Origin of the sequence: Agarivorans sp. 1_MG-2023 (assembly GCF_030548385.1) — a bacterium.
GTDB lineage: Bacteria > Pseudomonadota > Gammaproteobacteria > Enterobacterales > Celerinatantimonadaceae > Agarivorans.
Genome location: NZ_JAUOSJ010000016.1, coordinates 49,480 through 68,198, shown reverse-complemented (window position 1 = coordinate 68,198; position 18,719 = coordinate 49,480). Strand labels below are relative to the sequence as shown.

The 18,719-nt window shown below is 44.1% G+C and carries 16 protein-coding genes; 12 read left to right on the top strand and 4 right to left on the bottom strand.

Features of this window, described 5'->3' with window-relative positions; all coding sequences use genetic code 11:
- Positions 1-36: 36 nt before the first annotated feature.
- From Q4592_RS19375 to Q4592_RS19365, 3 genes are all read left to right on the top strand, one after another.
- Positions 37-735 (top strand): hypothetical protein, encoded by a 699-nt coding sequence (locus Q4592_RS19375; RefSeq protein WP_303516285.1) that lies wholly within the window; start codon positions 37-39, stop codon positions 733-735.
- A 128-nt stretch (positions 736-863) separates the two neighbouring features.
- Positions 864-1,988, top strand: a complete 1,125-nt coding sequence (locus Q4592_RS19370; RefSeq protein ID WP_303516284.1) for a M14-type cytosolic carboxypeptidase — start codon at positions 864-866, stop codon at positions 1,986-1,988.
- Between the two features lie 305 nt (positions 1,989-2,293).
- On the top strand, positions 2,294-3,064 hold the full coding sequence (locus Q4592_RS19365) for a PEP-CTERM sorting domain-containing protein (RefSeq protein ID WP_303516282.1): 771 nt from the start codon (positions 2,294-2,296) through the stop codon (positions 3,062-3,064).
- Positions 3,065-3,117: 53 nt separating this feature from the next.
- Here the strand turns inward: Q4592_RS19365 and gltS are convergent, their stop codons facing one another.
- From gltS to Q4592_RS19350, 3 genes are all read right to left on the bottom strand, one after another.
- Positions 3,118-4,341, bottom strand: a complete 1,224-nt coding sequence (gene gltS / locus Q4592_RS19360) for a sodium/glutamate symporter (RefSeq protein ID WP_137674856.1) — start codon at positions 4,339-4,341, stop codon at positions 3,118-3,120.
- 197 nt (positions 4,342-4,538) lie between these two features.
- Positions 4,539-5,888 carry a glutathione-disulfide reductase gene (gene gorA, locus Q4592_RS19355; RefSeq protein WP_303516280.1) on the bottom strand — a complete coding sequence of 450 codons (1,350 nt, stop codon included), beginning with the start codon at positions 5,886-5,888 and terminating at the stop codon, positions 4,539-4,541.
- Between the two features lie 60 nt (positions 5,889-5,948).
- The gene (locus Q4592_RS19350) at positions 5,949-7,952 is read right to left on the bottom strand and encodes an ATP-binding protein (protein ID WP_303516278.1); all 2,004 of its coding nucleotides are present in this window, start codon (positions 7,950-7,952) and stop codon (positions 5,949-5,951) included.
- Positions 7,953-8,140: 188 nt separating this feature from the next.
- Between Q4592_RS19350 and prlC the strand changes: the two genes are divergently transcribed.
- The 9 genes from prlC (at position 8,141) to glpG (ending at position 18,033) form a co-directional block, all read left to right on the top strand.
- A complete protein-coding gene (gene prlC, locus Q4592_RS19345; protein ID WP_303516277.1) occupies positions 8,141-10,174 on the top strand; it encodes an oligopeptidase A in 2,034 nt (677 codons plus the stop codon).
- 65 nt (positions 10,175-10,239) lie between these two features.
- Complete coding sequence (locus Q4592_RS19340; RefSeq protein ID WP_303516274.1) at positions 10,240-11,322, top strand: mechanosensitive ion channel family protein; 1,083 nt, start codon at positions 10,240-10,242, stop codon at positions 11,320-11,322.
- A gap of 509 nt (positions 11,323-11,831) precedes the next feature.
- A complete protein-coding gene (locus Q4592_RS19335; protein WP_303516272.1) occupies positions 11,832-12,950 on the top strand; it encodes a branched-chain amino acid ABC transporter substrate-binding protein in 1,119 nt (372 codons plus the stop codon).
- A gap of 96 nt (positions 12,951-13,046) precedes the next feature.
- Positions 13,047-13,973, top strand: coding sequence for a high-affinity branched-chain amino acid ABC transporter permease LivH (gene livH / locus Q4592_RS19330; protein WP_137674820.1), 927 nt, complete (start codon positions 13,047-13,049; stop codon positions 13,971-13,973).
- Positions 13,970-15,241 carry a high-affinity branched-chain amino acid ABC transporter permease LivM gene (locus Q4592_RS19325; RefSeq protein WP_303516270.1) on the top strand — a complete coding sequence of 424 codons (1,272 nt, stop codon included), beginning with the start codon at positions 13,970-13,972 and terminating at the stop codon, positions 15,239-15,241. The genes livH and Q4592_RS19325 overlap by 4 nt, the downstream gene beginning before the upstream one ends.
- On the top strand, positions 15,238-16,002 hold the full coding sequence (livG, locus tag Q4592_RS19320; protein ID WP_137674818.1) for a high-affinity branched-chain amino acid ABC transporter ATP-binding protein LivG: 765 nt from the start codon (positions 15,238-15,240) through the stop codon (positions 16,000-16,002). The genes Q4592_RS19325 and livG overlap by 4 nt, the downstream gene beginning before the upstream one ends.
- A gap of 19 nt (positions 16,003-16,021) precedes the next feature.
- Positions 16,022-16,723 carry an ABC transporter ATP-binding protein gene (locus tag Q4592_RS19315; protein WP_303516267.1) on the top strand — a complete coding sequence of 234 codons (702 nt, stop codon included), beginning with the start codon at positions 16,022-16,024 and terminating at the stop codon, positions 16,721-16,723.
- A 138-nt stretch (positions 16,724-16,861) separates the two neighbouring features.
- Positions 16,862-17,188, top strand: coding sequence for a thiosulfate sulfurtransferase GlpE (glpE, locus tag Q4592_RS19310; protein WP_303516265.1), 327 nt, complete (start codon positions 16,862-16,864; stop codon positions 17,186-17,188).
- On the top strand, positions 17,185-18,033 hold the full coding sequence (gene glpG / locus Q4592_RS19305) for a rhomboid family intramembrane serine protease GlpG (protein WP_137674815.1): 849 nt from the start codon (positions 17,185-17,187) through the stop codon (positions 18,031-18,033). Before glpE ends, glpG begins: the two co-directional genes overlap by 4 nt.
- Before the next feature lie 60 nt (positions 18,034-18,093).
- Here the strand turns inward: glpG and Q4592_RS19300 are convergent, their stop codons facing one another.
- The gene (locus Q4592_RS19300; protein WP_137674814.1) at positions 18,094-18,495 is read right to left on the bottom strand and encodes a flagellar basal body-associated protein FliL; all 402 of its coding nucleotides are present in this window, start codon (positions 18,493-18,495) and stop codon (positions 18,094-18,096) included.
- Between the last annotated feature and the right edge of the window lie 224 nt (positions 18,496-18,719).

The window sequence follows — 18,719 nt, the reverse complement described above, 5'->3', positions numbered from 1 at the left end:
TCACTAAATCAATACTTAGACAATCTTAGGGAAGAGATGATGTCTGCTCATGATATCGAGAGCAATATAGTGGCAGAGCCGCCTAAAATCACTGAAGCCAATGCTTCCAATCAGCGAATGGGTCACTCAGGCGTGAGCTTGCAGGCGCGCTACGAGCACCATAAAGCACGCCATCAGTATTATAAAAAAGCCTATAAACATGTGCGTAAATACCGCTGGATAAGTGTCGGCTTAGCCATAGTAGCCTTTAGCGCAGTGTTTTTTCTTATCGCCTTATTACCTTCGTATAATCAGCTAAAAGATGATTACGCAGACATGCACACCGATGCGCAAATTACTCAGGATCAAAATCGTCAGCTAAAAGATGCACTGCTGATTGAGCGCAGAAACAACTTTGACTTAAATAAAGAAAATCACCCCGAGTTACGCGTGTTTGCTTTTGATACCTTGATTGCTACCGACCAAGCTCAAATTCGCTCAGCTTTTTTTGAAGCATCTGACCATATTGGTAAGCATATGGAAGTTAGTTACCAATTGTTGGCCGAAGGGCCTATTGAGCAGTCATTAGCGATTGTATTGGTTGATCAAACAGGCCAGCAAGTGCATCAGCAAACCATCGATTTTGGCGAGTTACAGCTAAAAGAAGGCGAGTCGCGAACGGTAGAGAGCACGATGTCTTTAGCGAAAGACTTAGACGTACGTTACTTTAAGGTGATGGCCTTAAAAGAAGATTAAAGCGGTGTTTAGCGTTGTTAGTGAAAGGAGCCTAAGGCTCCTTTTTTAATCCAACAAATTGTTGTTTAGCGACTTAGTTAAAGCGCTATACTGGCTGCATATCCATTTATTATTCTGGTGAGAACACAATGTACATTACAGATCGTTTTGATAGTGGGAATATTCGAGTAATTTCTTTAGAGGAACCGCAGAATATCCAGTTAGAAATAAAACATGACAATCAATCTGAGTTTTTCCAGTGGTTTCATTTTCGCTTTGAAGCGTCACTTGAGCAACATTATCGTTTTAGCATCACCAATGCAGGGAAATCTGCTTATGCTAAGGGTTGGAAAGACTATCAAGTAGTGGCTTCTTACGATCGAGAAGAATGGTTTAGGATTGATACTGAATTTGATGGAGAACAGCTAAATTTCTCATTATTGTTAGAGCAACCCAGCGTGTATTTTGCTTACTTTGCTCCTTATAGCTACGAGCGCCATCAAGACTTGTTACATACTATGCAACAAGATTACCGAGTAAACCTTAATACGCTTGGACAAACCTTAGATGGGCGCGATATGAGCTTACTTACCATTGGCGACCCTGAGCAGGCCAAACACAAAGTGTGGGTAATGGCGCGGCAGCACCCGGGTGAAACCATGGCAGAGTGGTTTGTGGAAGGCATGTTGGGTAACCTACTGGACCAAGACAACCCCTTGTCGATGAAGTTATTGGAAAATACCGTTTTCTACGTAGTACCAAATATGAATCCCGACGGTTCGGTACGCGGTCACTTACGCACCAACGCGGTAGGTACAAACTTAAACCGCGAATGGCAAAACCCCAGTATGGAACGCAGCCCTGAGGTGTACTTGGTACGCCAAAAAATGTTGGAAATGGGTGGTGATGTATTTCTAGATATTCACGGAGATGAAGATCTCCCCTACAATTTTGTGGCAGGCTGTGAAGGCGTTCCCTCGTACGATGCCCGCCACAAACTGTTAGAAGATACTTTCAAGCACGCTTTTATGGCGATATCACCTGATTTTCAAGACACTCATGGTTACGAAAAAGACCAAGCTGGTCAAGCCAATTTAAGCATTGCTGCCGCTTGGTTAGGTGAGCAGTTTAAAACCTTGTCTTACACAATTGAAATGCCTTTTAAAGACAATGCAGATATGCCTGACGAAGCGTTTGGTTGGTCACCAGAACGCGCTATGCAACTAGGCTGCGATGTACTATTTCCGATTAAGCAGGCCTTAGAAAAGCTTTAACTAAAATGGCACCAGTATTAGATTACAACGCTGGTGCCGCTGTCAGTTAGTTTTACAAATTGGCTCCAACAATAATCATAAAACTTTTCATCTTGTCCCGCCTATAGGCGCAAATAGCACTAAGGTTGTGAGGCACCTCCCATCTCTCGACAGGCTGCTTTGTCAATTATTTATACAATTTTTCGCTTATTGTTCGTAAACATAATTTGCCATTTATCATATGCTTTTGAAATAAAGGATGATTTTTATCAAGGAATGAAATATGCACGCTTTTTGAGCGACTAGGCAAGCGCATGGAGTGCTAAATGAGAATAATAAAAGCAAAATCAGTGTTGGCAGGAGTTGGGTTACTAATGGTAGCCACAACAGCATCAGCAACTATTATGTATGATCAGAACGTTACTGGAGATGTGATTTTTGGTAGTGGTAATGCTAATGGTGGATTTACCACTGATCGCCAAAATGGCATTGAACTCGGTTTAAGAGCCAAGTTACGTTTTGATGAAACTAACCAGCCGCAAAATGTGTTTAATAGTAACGGTGATGGAACCTATCAATTTGATAATATCCTCCCTCCTTCGGGCTTTAGTTTTGCGCCTAACTCTCCATCAACAGCTATTTGGAACTTTGAGTGGTCGGTAAATAGCAGCTTTGATGGTAGCGGTGGATTTTTAGATAACTTTTCTTACCTGCTTGAAATTGATTTTGATCCTAGTGCGGGTACTAATTTCATTGGCCTTGATCCAGTAAATGTACCAAGCTCCGACAATGCTTTAGGTAACAACAGTACGCCTAATGGCGGTGGCTTGGTTGATGAAGCCAACTACGGTTCTAATATTGGCGTGAATAACTTAGCGCAAAATTCTTGGAATATGGAATTTGCTCCTTTTGACTTTAACGCATTAGATGTCGGTATTTATGATTTTGTATTAAGTGCCTTTGACTCGCAACAACAGCTATTGGCCAGTACCTCGATTCAAGTGATTAACGCCCGAGTACCTGAGCCCCAAACCTGGATTCCCTTTAGCTTCGCACTGTTAGGTTTAGCTTGGTTAAGGCGCAGAGCTAAGCAATAGCAGCCAACTGGCTTTATCAAGAACGGCGCTTTCTGCGCCGTTTTTATTTAGTGTTAATTTAAAAAGCTAATGTAAGTCTGCAGTACAATTAAATTCACAATGTCGATAAAAAACGCCCCCACTATAGGTACCACCATAAAAGCGGGCGGCGAAGGCCCGTTTCTAGAGACTAATGCGCTCATGTTCATTACTGCTGTGGGGGTTGCCCCTAAACCAAATCCACAATGGCCACCTGCTATCACCGATGAATCGTAGTCTTTGCCCATTAATCTAAAGCTCACAAGACTGGCAAAGACCGCGATCATTAAGGTTTGGCATAGTAAGATGATGATAAGAGGCAGGGCCAAATCGAATATCTCCCATAATCTTAAACTCATCAAAGCCATGGATAAAAACAGTGACAGTGAAAGCGTACCTAATAGATCAACACATTCGTGGTTAATCTCGTAGCGTCCGCTAAGTTCGCAACTGTTAGCAATAATTACCCCAAAAAACAGCGCGTAAACAAAGTCTGGCATTTTTAGCCAGCTTAATGCGAGTTCTACTTCTAACTGCTTAGTAAATTTTGCTGCAACGACGCAAAGCAATAATAAAAATAGCACTTCAATTACTGAAGTCGGGGTAACTAAGTCTTCCTCTTTACGGCTGTAGGTGACAATGTCTGGATGCTTTTTATGGTGATCTTTACCTTTTGAGAAAGGTGATTCTAAATTATGTTTGTTAATTAACCTCTGGCCAACCGGACCGCCAATTATCCCTCCCATTACTAGGCCAAAGGTGGCGGCTGCCATAGCAAACTCCAAGGTTTGAATATTGTATTCTTCAGCAAAAATTTGTGACCAGGCTGCGCCGGTTCCATGGCCACCAGACAAAGTGATAGAGCCGGCAAATAATCCCATCATGGGCTCTAAACCTAAGGCGCTGGCGAGCATAACCCCAAGACCGTTTTGCAGAACGATATACAGTGAAGCTATACCTAAAAATACAAATACCTTTTTACCGCCTTTCACTAATAACTTGTAGTTGGCTGCTAGCCCTACGGTGCTAAAGAACATCAGCATTAAGGTATCTTGTAAGGGCAGCGCAAAGGTGAGTTCAATACCACGGAATTTGAGTAGGGTGATCACAATGGCTACCACTAATCCGCCCACAATAGGCTCGGGTATATTGTACTTTTTAAGAATTGCGACATAGTTGCAAATGATTCTGCCGATAAACAGCACTGTTAAGGCGATAAGGAATGATTCAAGCTCAGCAATCGCATACACCGTATCCATACTCATGAGATCCTAAGAACTAAAGGAGACTGATTTATTGAGTGTAGTTGGCGTAGAGCTAAGCGTTAAAAATATAATGAAAACAAGGCTGTTTAATTTTGACTGAGGAGGAGCTAGGAAGCTTAACTTGGGGCTGTTTAAAGAGAAGCGAAAGAAAAAGCAACTAAACGGGTATCCATCTAGTTGCTTATATCTGACTAACGTAGAGTTACAAACTCCTCACCGCTAGTTGGATGAATGGCGACACAGGCATCGAAATCTGCCTTGGTTGCTCCCATCTTCATGGCTACGCCAAAACCTTGTAGGATTTCGTCCATGCCTAAACCAATACCGTGCAAGCCAACTACTTTTTCATCTTCGCCAGCACAGATAAGCTTCATTTTAGTCACCTGACGATGTTGAGTCACTGCGGTGTACATCGCGCCAAAGCTTGAGTTATACACTTTTACATTGGCTTCACCATATTGCGCTATCGCCTCTGGCTCGGTTAGGCCAATGGTGCCGATGGCTGGGTGACTAAATACTACGGTAGGAATTAAGTCGTAATCCATTTTAGCGTTGGTTTGGCCATTAAATAGACGTTCAGACAATAAACGTCCTGCTTTAACCGCTACCGGCGTAAGCTCTACCTTACCGATATTGTCGCCAACCGCATAAATACCTGGCGTAGAGGTATTTGAGTATTCGTCGACTTTAATGTAGCCCCTGTCATCTGTGTCTACACCAACGGCTTCTAAGTTAATGTTATCGTTGGCTGGCTCGCGGCCAATTGCCCAAATAACAGTGTCTACTTGTAAGCTATTTCCATTCTCAAAACTAACGACTAAGCTGCCATCATTTTGCTTTTCAATGGCTTTAGGTGTGCTTTGTGTATGCAAAGTAGGGCCGTCTTCAGCCATGATCTCTACCAAGGTTTCACTTAGCATAGGGTCGAAGTTACGCAGAGGAGCGTGTTTACGTACCGCTAAATGCGTTTCACTACCTAGTGAATGTAATACACCGGCTAATTCTACTGCGATGTAACCTGCACCAATCACCAGCACACGTTTAGGTTGCTCGGTAAGTGCAAAGAATCCATCTGAATCTATGCCCAGCTCTGCGCCAGGAATATTAGGAATACTTGGGCGACCACCGGTAGCGATAAGAATGTGCTTGGCACGGATTTGCTCGCCGTTTACCTCAACCGTATTCGCATCTACAAATTTTGCAAAGCCGTTTATTAAGGTAACGCCATTGTTGCCCAGTACACGGTCGTAAGAACCATGAATGCGCTTAATGTAGGCTTCGCGGCTGGCCACTAAGGTAGACCAATCAAATTTATTTACTTGTACATCAAAGCCGTAATCTGGGGCGTAACGGTGAATAGCTTCTGCAACTTGGGCACCAAACCACATGGCTTTTTTAGGGACACAACCCACATTCACACAAGTGCCGCCAACATGGCGAGCTTCAACCAAGGCCACTTTCTGGCCATGCATAGATGCACGGTTCGCAGAGGCAATACCGCCGCTGCCTGCGCCGATGCATAGGTAGTCAAATTCTTTCATTAAGGTACTCCGTAAAGGGCCGAAAACTTGCAGCAGTATAGCCTGTACTAGAGACAGATGTTAATCAGCTTTTTGCGCTTGGTAGGGCAAGCGAATCGAAAAGTGCACCCCTTCGTTGGGTTTACTGTCGAAGGCGATATGTCCTTTAAGCAGTTGTACCACCAAGTTGTAAACAATATGGGTGCCTAGCCCGCTGCCACCTTGGCCGCGTTTAGAGGTAACAAAGGGGTCAAAGATGCGGTTAGCAATCTGGCTATCTACGCCTCGGCCAGAATCTTGGTAATCGATATGCAACTGGTCGTTTTCTCGATGAATTGAAATGTCGATACGTTTAACACCATCCCAATCATCAAAACCGTGTTTTACCGAATTAAGGATAAGGTTGGAATAAATTTGGGTAAAGCTGCCAGGGAAGCTATATAGCTCTAAGTCGTCTGGGCAATCTACAATAATTTCGCAGCCAGAACGACGTACTTTGTGCCCTAGTGAGGTGATCACTTGGTTTACATTTTCTTGTAAGTTAAAGGTGTAACATGCTTCGGAGCTTTGATCGACGGCTACCTGTTTAAAGCTACTGATAAGGTCAGATGCGCGGCGTAAATTACTTAGGAGCAAGTCGGTAGACTGATTAAGGTTTTGAATCAAATCTTCCATAAACTTACGGCTTAGCTTGCCGCTTTCAATGTTCTTCTCTAGCTGATTACCTTGTTCTTGAAGATAAGACGCGGCGGTCACACTAATACCAATGGGTGTATTGATTTCGTGAGCTACACCGGCTACCAAGCCACCGAGTGAAGCCATTTTCTCGGCTTCTACCAAAGATTGCTGGGCATTTTTTAGTTTGTCGAAAGCACTAGCCAGTTGTAGGTTACTTTCTTCTAAACGTTCGGTACGCGATTGCACTTTTTGTTCAAGTTCGTCGTTGAGGGTTTTAATCTCATTCTCTACCCGTTTAAGGGGGGTAATGTCGTAACCAAACGCAATCATGCGGGATACGTGGTTGCCTTCGTAAAAGGGCACGAACGTCCACAATAAGGTGTACTGGTTATTGGCTTGGTCGGTAAGCGTAAGCTCTTGATCTTGAATCACCCGCAGTTCACGTAAATCGGTTTCGATTTTTTGGCGCATATCGTTATCAATAAATACGCTTAACCAGTTCTGCCCCTCTAGTTCCTCTTGATGAAAACCGGTGAGCATTACCCCTGCTGGGTTGGCAGTGAGTACGTTTAACTGGTTGTCTAGGGTGACAATAACCGCATTACTGGCGTTAATTACGGTGGCTGAAAAGTCTCGCTCGTGGGCTAATTGTTCGGTTGCTTTGAGTTTTTGGTCGAACTCGTGATCAATCTTTTGGGTCATTTGATTAAGGGTATTAACCAATTCCCCCAGCTCATCGTTACGCTGTTTAGCGCCAGTATCTATTTTAAGGGGGGCACCTAAGTTATCTAGGTCTAGGTTACGGGTGTACTCCACAATGGTGTTGAGGTGGCGCACAATCACATAATAAATGATGAACAAGATGCCGATGGAGACCACGAGGGTTTTAACGGTTTGACTAATTAGAATTAGCATGGCTTTTTGCCACAATCGCTCGTAAACCTGCTCTAGAGAAGCGGCTACAAACAGTTTACCTACCATCTCACCTTGGTAAATAAGTTCAAATTCTTGGGATAAATCGTAGCGATCTGCTGAGCGACCACGGGCTAACAAAGGCACTTCAGATGATCCGAGAATTTCTTTTACCAGCACATATTGCATATTAGGCAGGTTCATAATGCCTTCTATTTGCACCTCTACTTGCTCTTCGTCGAGGTTCCAAAGGCTGGCGGCAATAGGCTGCAAGAAGCTGACTTCAATTTGATCGATGCTTTTTTCAATCACTTGTACGTCTTGCTTGTAGTCGTAGCGTAATTGAATAAGGGTGATAATTAAGGCAAGTAAAGTGGAACAGATGAGAATATAGGACAACATGCGCAAGGAAAGGCTATTAGTGCCTTTGTTTAGAGCTAATTTTTGCCACAACCCTGGATTATCATTAACCGGGGTATTGTTGTTATTGTCCATTAATTAACGAGTCCTGTTGGTCTAGGTTATTGATAAACCGAGAAACCAAAATAATCCCTAAGGAAATCATAGTCTAAATCAAGGCTATGTAAACTGCCCAAATCACTAAACGTGGGTTGATTTACAAAATTTTAGCCCCAGATTATGGTATTCATAGATATCGTTTCTTCAGTCTTTAAGGATTCTGTATGAGTAACCCATTACTTGATTTACCCGGATTACCTCCGTTTAGCAAAATTAAGCCAGAACATGTGCAACCTGCGGTAGAGCAAGTGATTGAGGAATGCCGCACGACGATTGATGAAGTGCTTAAACACAGTACCGCGACTTGGCAAAACTTCATTCTGCCTTTAGATGAAGTGAATGATCGTCTCGGCCGCCTATGGTCACCGGTCAGCCACTGCAATTCAGTCATGAATAGCCCTGAGCTGCGCGAAGCGTATGAAGCCTGCCTGCCCATTTTATCTGAATACAGCACCTTTGTAGGTCAACATAAAGGTTTGTATCAGGCCTACAAGCAATTGGCTGAAAGTGACGCGTTTGGTGGCTACAACCTTGCCCAACAAAAATCGATCAGTGATGCCTTACGTGACTTTGAGCTCTCAGGTATTGGCCTAGAAGCTGAACAACAAGGCCGCTACGGTGAGATTGTTAAGCGCCTTTCAGAGTTGTCTTCTCAGTTTTCTAATAATGTATTAGACGCCACGTTAGCTTGGCAAAAGCACATTACAGACGAGGGTGAACTAGCTGGCTTACCAGAGTCTGCGCTAGCAGCAGCAAAACAAGCAGCTGAATCTAAAGAGTTAGATGGCTACTTATTAACTTTAGAGTTTCCAAGTTACCTGCCAGTAATGACCTACGCGGATAAACGCGAACTACGCGAAGAAATGTACCGCGCATTTAGTACTCGCGCGTCTGAACAAGCCAGTACTGACCAAAAATTTGATAACACCGCGATTATTGATGAAGAGTTGGAGCTGCGTACCGAGCTAGCCCAACTGCTTGGTTTCGACAGTTATGCCGATAAATCGTTGGCCACCAAAATGGCTGAGTCGCCAGCACAAGTACTGGGTTTTTTGAATGATCTTGCGGGTCGTTCTAAACCACAAGCAGAGCGCGAGTTGGCCGAGTTGAATGCTTTTGCTAACGAACATTATCAAGTCGCCGAATTAGCTGCGTGGGATATGGCGTATTACTCAGAGAAGTTGAAACAACATACTTACGCGATTTCAGATGAACAGCTGCGCCCTTACTTCCCTGAAGATAAAGTGCTGAGCGGTTTGTTTGAAGTCGTTAAGCGCCTGTTCAATGTTAGCGTTACCGAGAAACAAGGCATTGATACATGGCACTCAGACGTACGCTTTTTTGAGATTAGCGATGATAGCGGTGAGCTGCGAGGCTCGTTCTACCTAGATTTGTATGCTCGTGAGCACAAACGCGGTGGTGCCTGGATGGACGGCTGTATTGACCGTCGTGTAGACGCCGATGGCAAACTGATTAAACCAGTCGCTTACTTGACATGTAACTTCAATAAACCGATTGGCAATAAACCTGCGCTGTTTACTCATGATGAAGTGATTACTTTATTCCACGAGTTTGGCCATGGTATTCATCATATGTTAACTAAAGTGGATGAAGCGGCTGTGTCTGGTATTAATGGCGTAGCTTGGGATGCAGTAGAGTTACCGAGTCAGTTCCTAGAAAACTGGTGTTGGCAGAGTGATGCCTTAGCCTTTATCTCTGGGCATTTTGAGAGCGGAGAACCTCTACCGCAAGCCTTGTTAGATAAAATGCTGGCGGCACGTAACTTCCAATCGGCAATGACGATGGTTCGTCAGCTGGAGTTTTCTATTTTTGACTTCCGCTTACACCATGAAGCAGCCAATGGCCGCAGTGTGCAACAACGTTTAAACGAAGTGCGTGAATTAGTATCGGTAATAAAAGCGCCAAGCTTTAACCGCTTCCAAAACAGCTTCAGCCATATTTTTGCTGGTGGCTACAGTGCAGGATATTACAGCTATAAATGGGCAGAGGTATTGTCGGCTGACGCTTTCTCAAAATTTGAGGATGAGGGTATTTTCAACGCGCAGACTGGCTTACACTTCTTGAGTAACATTCTAGAAAAAGGTGGCTCACAAGAGCCAATGGAATTGTTTAAAGCCTTTAGAGGAAGAGAGCCTAAAGTGGATGCTTTGTTGCGTCACTCTGGCATTGCTGCGTAATGTTACGCGTGTAACTCACACTTAATAACGCGGCTTAGGCCGCGTTTTTTATAAGAGATGGATCGATGTTTGAAGAATTTTCCCTGTGGTTAGAGCAAGAGCAAGCTCAGTTAGCCACATCTAATTGGTTGTTTGATGTATTTGTAGTGCTAAGTATTACCTTGGTTGCGTTTATTGTGTGGCGATTACTGGCCTCACGTTTAAGCCGTTTAACCGAGAAAACCAAAACCGTATGGGACGACGCCATTTGGTTTTCCCTTTGGAAACCGATTAACTGGATGATTGCAGTGGTGGGTTTGTCATTGGTGGCGGTGGCCTTTGCCAATGCTCTCGATTCTGAGTTTAAACCCTATATCGCGGTTATCCGCCAGGTAATGATTGTATTCATGCTGGCGTGGGTAGCGATGCGTTTTGTGCGCCGCGTAGAAGAGCAACTCATTACAGTGGGTAAAGACAAAACCACTGTGCAAGCAGTGGCTAAGCTATGCCGGGCGGCGGTGATTATTTTGTTTTTGCTGGCCGTGTTTCAAACACTAGGTTTTAGTATTTCTGGCGTATTGGCATTTGGTGGTATGGGCGGGCTAATAGTGGGGATGGCAGCAAAAGATTTGCTGGCGAACTTCTTTGGTGCTTTGTTGGTGTATTTTGATAAGCCCTTTAAAGTGGGCGATTGGATCCGTTCCCCCGATCGTAGCATTGAAGGCACAGTAGAAAACATTGGCTGGCGAGTGACTAAAATTCGTACCTTTGATAAACGTCCTTTATATGTGCCTAACTCTATTTTCTCGAGCATTGCGGTAGAAAACCCAAGTCGCATGAGTCATCGACGCATCAAAGAAACCATCGGCATTCGTTATGACGACGCCAGTAAAATGAGCAAGGTAGTAACAGAAGTCGAGCAGATGCTGCGAAATCACCCCGAGATAGACACTACTCAAACCTTAATGGTGAATTTTGATAGCTTTAATGCCTCGTCGTTAGACTTCTTTATTTACACCTTTACCAAAACCACTAACTGGGTGAAGTACCATGAAGTGAAGCAAGATGTGCTGAACAAAGTGGTGGAAGTGGTTGAAGCAAATGGTGCTGAGTTTGCATTCCCTACACGTACTTTACACATGACCTCTCAAGTGGAGCCTAGTGTTTAGTTAAACAAAAAAGCTGGGGTAAGTAGTGTGCTTACCTCGGCGCTTCGCACTGCACTTTGCCTTTATTTTCCTGCATATTTATTCTCTATCTAAGCCTAAATCTTCACAATATAAGCCGAGTTAAATAGTCTAATCTTGGGCATTCTTTACAATAAACTTTATTATTATGCTGAAAAACCTAATTTAACATTATCAAAATTTAGTTATTCAGCAGTGTAGTAGCATATTTAGAAAAAATAAGATGAAAATGCTTAATTTTGATCCAGTTATGGGTGTATTGCTCGCCTGTGTCGATTTTTGTGCTGGTTAAGTGAGGCTGGTTACATTTATTGCAGTTAAATAGTTTGTTAAAACTAACTGTGCTTGGGCCTGTTCAGCTAGGTCGACTTGTTAAACACAGTGGACTTAAGGTAAAACATCAGCCAATGAGGTGATAACTGCATTATGGATTAATGCGCACTTCTGCAAACACACACAAACTATAACAAAAAGCTAACATGGAGTTTTCAATGACTAAATGGACAAAATCAGCTTCAGGGGTAGCGGTATCGCTAGCACTATTTGGCGCAGTATCTGTCGCGCACGCTGCAGACACAATTAAAGTTGCTATTGCAGGACCGGTAACCGGACCAGTAGCCCAGTATGGCGACATGCAATTTGCCGGTGGCGGTATTGCGGTTGAGATGCTTAATCAAGCCGGTGGAATTGACGGTAAATTGATTGAAGCAGTGGTTTACGACGATGCTTGTGAGCCGAAACAAGCGGTGGCTGTAGCCAACAAAATCATCAACGATGGGGTGAAATACGTCATCGGTCACTTATGTTCAGGTGCTACTCAGCCTGCGTCAGACGTATATGAAGATGAAGGTGTATTAATGATTACACCGGCATCAACCAATCCAGATATTACTACCCGTGATTACCAGTTAATTTTCCGTACTATTGGTCTTGATAGTGACCAAGGCCCAACGGCTGCGCGTTATGTTATTAACTCAGTTAAGCCGAAGCGTGTTGCTGTTATTCACGATAAGCAGCAGTACGGTGAAGGTATTGCGACCTCTGTAAAAACTGAATTAGAAGCCGCTGGTACTGAAGTAGTGGCTTTTGAAGGTGTGACTGCGGGTGATAAAGACTTCTCAGCACTGATTGCTAAATTGAAAAAAGAGAATGTAGATTTTGTTTACTACGGTGGTTACCACCCAGAGCTAGGCTTAATCCTTCGTCAGTCAGCAGAAAAAGGCCTTAAAGCCACCTTTATGGGTCCAGAGGGCGTAGGTAACAAAGACATTTCAGCAATTGCTGGAGAAGCCTCTGAAGGCTTATTAGTAACGCTTCCTAAGAAATACGATTTAGATCCTGCCAACAAGCCAGTGGTTGATGCGCTAGTTAAAAATGGCGATGACCCAACCGGCCCATTTGTTTGGACTGCGTTTGCAGCAATGCAATCTATTGTTGCTGGTGTAACTGCTGCGGGTGATGATCCTGAAGCTGTCGCTGAATATCTGCGTAGCAACCAAGTTGATACGGTAATGGGCCCGCTACAGTGGGATACTAAAGGCGATCTTAAAGGCTTCGACTTTGGTGTATTCACTTGGCACGCTGACGGTTCTTCATCGGCCGCTAAGTAATTCCGCAATAAAACACCGACTAACACCTTGTTAGTCGGTGTTTTCCGTTTTAAAAGACACTAATTAGTGGCCAAGAGCCGCTAGATTGGGGCAGCTATGTCTGAGCAATTTTTCTATTTCTTTCAGCAGTTAGTCAATGGATTAACCATTGGTAGTACTTATGCGCTGATCGCCATTGGTTACACCATGGTATACGGCATTATCGGCATGATTAACTTCGCTCACGGCGAAGTCTATATGATTGGTAGTTACGTCGCGTTTATTGTGCTCGCTGCACTATCCCTAATGGGATTAGACTCTTTACCTATTTTATTGTTTGGTGCGTTTTCCATAAGCATCATTATTACCAGTACCTATGGCTGGACCATCGAAAAGATCGCCTATCGGCCGGTTCGCGGTGGCAACCGACTTATTGCGCTGATCTCGGCGATTGGTATGTCGATTTTCTTGCAAAACTTAGTGCGCCTTTCACAAGGTAGCCGAGATATTGCGATGCCAAGCTTAATCACTGGCGGTTGGACCTTTGGCCCAGAAGATGGTTTTAATCTCACCATCTCTTACATGCAAGTAGTGATATTTGTGGTGACCTTTGTTGCCATGATTGTATTAACGACTTTTATCACTAAATCTAGAATGGGACGCGCCTGTAGAGCGTGTTCTGAAGATATCGGCATGGCTAATTTGTTAGGTATTGATACCAACAAAGTTATCTCATTAACCTTTGTTATTGGTGCTGCGCTAGCCGCTGTAGCCGGTGTTTTACTCGGTATTTATTACGGCGTTATTAACCCTTACATTGGCTTTATGGCCGGACTAAAAGCCTTTACCGCAGCAGTATTAGGTGGCATTGGTTCTATTCCTGGTGCAGTAGTGGGTGGTTTGCTACTGGGTATTACTGAGGCGATAACCGCTGGTTACTTTAGTACTGAGTACAAAGATGTGGTGTCATTTGGTTTGTTATGTTTTGTTTTACTATTCATGCCAACCGGCTTACTGGGTAAACCGGAGGTAGAAAAAGTATGAAAAAACTTAATCTATCAGGTGCGCTAATCTCAACCATTACCTTTATGTTATTGGCTGGTTGGTTGCTCGGTATTCGCATGGAACCAAGCAGCAGCGGCTTGAAATTAGCCTTGGCTGATGAGCAGCATTTAAAGTGGTTGTTTATCGGAATGGCCGCGGTGTTTTTAAGCCAGCTATTACACCCGATTATTTTTGGAAACAGAAAAGCCAAGGCACCGAGCAAAAAGTTTAGTTTTAAATTACCAAGCCCAGAGCAAAACCCTAAGGCCTACCGGTTGGTAGTGTCGTTTGCGCTTGCTGCCGCCATTGTGTGGCCATTTATGGTGAGCCGCGGCTCAGTTGATTTAGCCACGCTAACTCTTATTTACGTTATGTTGGGTTTAGGCCTAAACGTAGTGGTGGGTTTGGCCGGTTTACTCGATCTGGGTTATGTAGGCTTTTACGCGGTAGGTGCCTATACCTATGCATTGTTAAGTGCCGATGGGTTTGGCTTTTGGATGTGTTTGCCTATCGCTGGCGCTATGGCAGCCTTGTTTGGTTTTTTACTTGGGTTTCCGGTATTGCGCTTGCGCGGTGATTATCTAGCGATTGTAACCTTAGGTTTTGGTGAGATTATTCGCCTATTGCTAAATAATTTAACCCACCTTACTGGCGGCCCTAACGGGATTAGTAGTATTCCAAAACCGACGTTGTTTGGCTTAGAGTTTAACCGCCGGCTAAAAGGGGAGGGTTTTGATACCTTTCATAACTTCTTTGGCATTAGCTACAACTCGCAATACAAGGTTATCTTCTTATATCTAATGGCGCTGTTGCTGGTGGTTCTCACAGTGATTGTGATTAACCGCTTGTTAAGAATGCCGATTGGTCGCGCTTGGGAAGCCTTGCGAGAAGATGAAATTGCTTGTCGCTCATTAGGGTTAAATCCAACCGTGGTTAAGCTAACAGCCTTTACCATTGGTGCAGGTTTTGCTGGCTTTGCCGGAAGCTTTTTTGCCGCTCGCCAAGGCTTTATTAGCCCCGAATCATTCACCTTTATTGAATCGGCGATTATTTTGGCGATTGTGGTATTGGGCGGAATGGGCTCGCAGGTTGGAGTGATACTCGCAGCAATTATCATGACTGTATTGCCAGAAATGGCGCGCGAGTTTAACGAATATCGCATGTTAATGTTTGGTCTAATGATGGTGTTTATGATGGTTTGGCGACCACAAGGTTTACTGCCTATGTCTCGTCCTCATATTGAGTTAAAAGAGGAGGCCAAAGCATGAATCCATTATTAGAAGTGAACGGCCTTACTATGCGCTTTGGTGGCTTGTTAGCGGTAAATAACGTTGCCTTAAGCCTCAACGAAAAAGAAGTGGTATCGGTGATTGGCCCCAATGGTGCTGGTAAAACAACAGTGTTTAACTGCTTAACGGGTTTCTATAAACCTACAGCAGGGCAAATTCTTTACCGTGGCGAAGCGCTGCAAGGTTTAGCAGGTCATCAAATTGCGCGTAAGGGCATCGTGCGTACTTTTCAGCATGTGCGTTTGTTCAAAGACATGAGCGTGATTGAGAACCTGTTAGTGGCTCAGCACCGCCACCTCAATACTAACTTTTTGGCGGGTTTGTTAAAAACACCTGCTTTTAAGAAAAGTGAGTCTGATGCCTTGGCATTTGCCGAGTATTGGTTAGACAAAGTGGATCTTAAAGAGTTTGCTAACCGTAAAGCGGGGAACTTGGCTTATGGCCAACAGCGCCGTTTAGAAATTGCTCGCTGTATGGTGACTCGTCCAGAGATTTTAATGTTAGACGAACCCGCCGCCGGTCTTAATCCTAAAGAAACTGACGATTTAGACAAATTAATCATTGATTTGCGTGACAACGAGTCGGTATCAGTATTGTTGATTGAGCATGACATGAAACTGGTAATGGGTATTTCTGACCGCATTTATGTGGTGAATCAAGGTTGTCCGTTAGCCAATGGTAAACCGGAAGACATTCGAAATAACCCAGAGGTGATTAAAGCCTACTTGGGCGAGTTTTAGGGCGAGGGAAGAGATAGCAATGTTAGAGTTAAAAAATGTTTCGACCCACTATGGCCCAATTCAAGCCTTACATGATGTAAGTGTTACGGTTAAGCAAGGTGAAATTGTTAGTTTAATTGGTGCCAACGGTGCGGGTAAAACCACTTTGTTGATGACCTTGTGTGGTGACCCTCGCGCCAGCAGTGGCCAAGTGTTGTTTGACGGAAAAGACATTACCCATAGCCAAACTCACGACATCATGCGCGGTGATATTGCGGTTGTACCAGAAGGGCGACGAATATTCTCCCGGCTAACGGTGGAAGAGAATCTGAGGATGGGCGCTTTTTTCGCGACCAAGCAAGAAACCGAAGAGCGGATCCAAGAAATGTACAGCTTGTTTCCGCGTTTGCTAGAGCGAGTAAGCCAGCGAGCAGGCACAATGTCGGGCGGCGAGCAGCAAATGCTAGCCATTGGTCGAGCGCTAATGAGCAATCCGCGTTTGTTATTGCTAGATGAACCATCGCTAGGTTTGGCGCCCATTATCATTCAACAGATCTTTGATATTGTTGAACAATTACGCCAGCGCGGCATGACGGTATTTTTAGTTGAACAAAATGCTAACCAAGCTTTGCGCTTAGCTGACCGCGGTTACGTATTGGAAAATGGCCGAATTGTTCTGGAAGATACCGGCGATAATTTATTGGTAAATGAAGAAGTGCGTAAGGCCTATTTGGGCGCGTAATCTTATTACCCTTAATCCAAAAGCAAGCTTAGGCTTGCTTTTTTTATGCGTGAGCTAAGGCCCTCCCTACAAAGTGTGTGACTTTTTCTTTAGGGCTAAACCAGTTAAAGTGGGTCAAAAATAGCGATAGTGAAAACCATGGAACAGTTTGAACAAATTGATGTGAGCGGCGCTCAGCAAAAAATTGCCGAAAGTGGCGCTGTATTACTCGATATGCGTGATCAGCAGTCATTTTCTCAAGCCCACCCAGTGAATGCGTTTCACTTAAGTGATGGCAGCCTTAACCAGCTAATATCTGATACCGAATTTGATACCCCGCTGATTGTGATGTGTTACCACGGCATCTCTAGCCAAGGTGCGGCGCAATACCTAATTCATCAAGGTTTTGAAGAAGTGTATAGCTTGCAAGGGGGTTTTGAAGCCTGGCGAACGGTTGCACCGATTGAGTCGGGTGATGCTGAGTGAAACAATTAATCGTGATGGGGAACCCGCGGGTGGCGCAAGCTTACGTGGATTACATGGCCGTATTAAAAATTGAATGCCAGTTAGCGGCAGCGGATCAAGGTGTAGCGGTATTTCTTAAAGATGAGCAGCACCTTGAAAAAGCTGAATATGAGCTTAAACAGTTTTTAGAAAACCCCAATGATGAAAAGTATTTGGCAGCGTCGTGGACTGTTGCCGACAGCCGCAAAGCCTCTTTTTCTTACGGTGGTAAAGGCATCGTAAAAAGTGCCTTCTTTGCCCATGCGGGGCCTGTGACCTTAAGTGTATTGCTGATTGCAGGACTGGTGTATTTGCTGATGAATATCGGCTTTGACCGTTACATGATGCAGCACTTAACCATTACGCCGCAGCTCAGTATGTTGGCTTCTGAGCAGTTTTGGCGAGTAATTACACCGATTTTTTTACACTTCTCGGTGATTCACATTGTGTTTAATGGTTTGTGGTGGTGGCAACTAGGCGGCGAAATTGAGCGCCAGTTGGGCAGCTCCAAATTGTTGCTGATTACTCTTGTGGCGGCGGTGATCCCCAACGTGGCACAACTTCTAGCCACCGGCCCTTATTTTGGCGGCTTGTCGGGAGTGGTTTACGCCTTGTTAGGTTATTGCTGGTTTACCGGCTGGTTACGGCCACAGGCTGGTTTACAGCTAAGCCCTGCCATTGTTGGGTTTATGTTGGTGTGGTTAGTGATTGGCTTTATGGATGTAATCGGTCCGTCGACCGCTAACTTAGCCCATTTATTTGGTTTGTTTGTTGGCTGCGCTCAAGCTGTGCTCGATAGGTTTGTTGGTAAGCAAAAGCAGGCTTAGTCTAAAAAGCAAAAAAGCCCATTTAAAATGGGCTTTTTTATTGTGCAGAGTAAGTGTTGCTTACTGGTAGAGGTATTTAGTAAATAGCAATTTACTCACCAATTTTTTACCCGTTTCTTGTACCAGCAAATCATTTACCGCTTCTTGGCACATCATGCGTATTTCTTCGCGGCCTTTCAGAGACTTAATATCTTCTTCACGTTGGTGGCCTAGAATCTCGATGATGGCATCGCGAATAAGCGGCGCGTGATGCTCAATACTGCTTAGCGCGCTTTGGTTTTCTACCATCACTTCGGCAGTAATGCGCACATAGCCAAGCTTTTTACCGGTGCTAATGTAATTGGTAATAATGTCTGGCTCAAAACCAAAGTAGGCATAATTAGTCCCGCCTGCTTCCTGACTAGAGGCAAAAGATGAAAAAAATAAACTTACGCAAAACAGCAGCGTGGGTGCGAATTTCATGTGGCTTTATAGTTCCTTGGTAGTCCTAGCTTTATTGTTTCTGTTAGTTGCCATTAGGTCAAGCAACCATCGTCAAATATTCCAAGTGTTTGGTGTTAGAATAGCCAGTGACTTAAGTGAGCGAATTAGTACTTTGAGTGTAGCATGAGCACAAATAAGCTTGGTCGAGTTTACTTTAATTAGCCAATTGCCGGATAATGAGAACCTAACTTTGAAGTATGTGA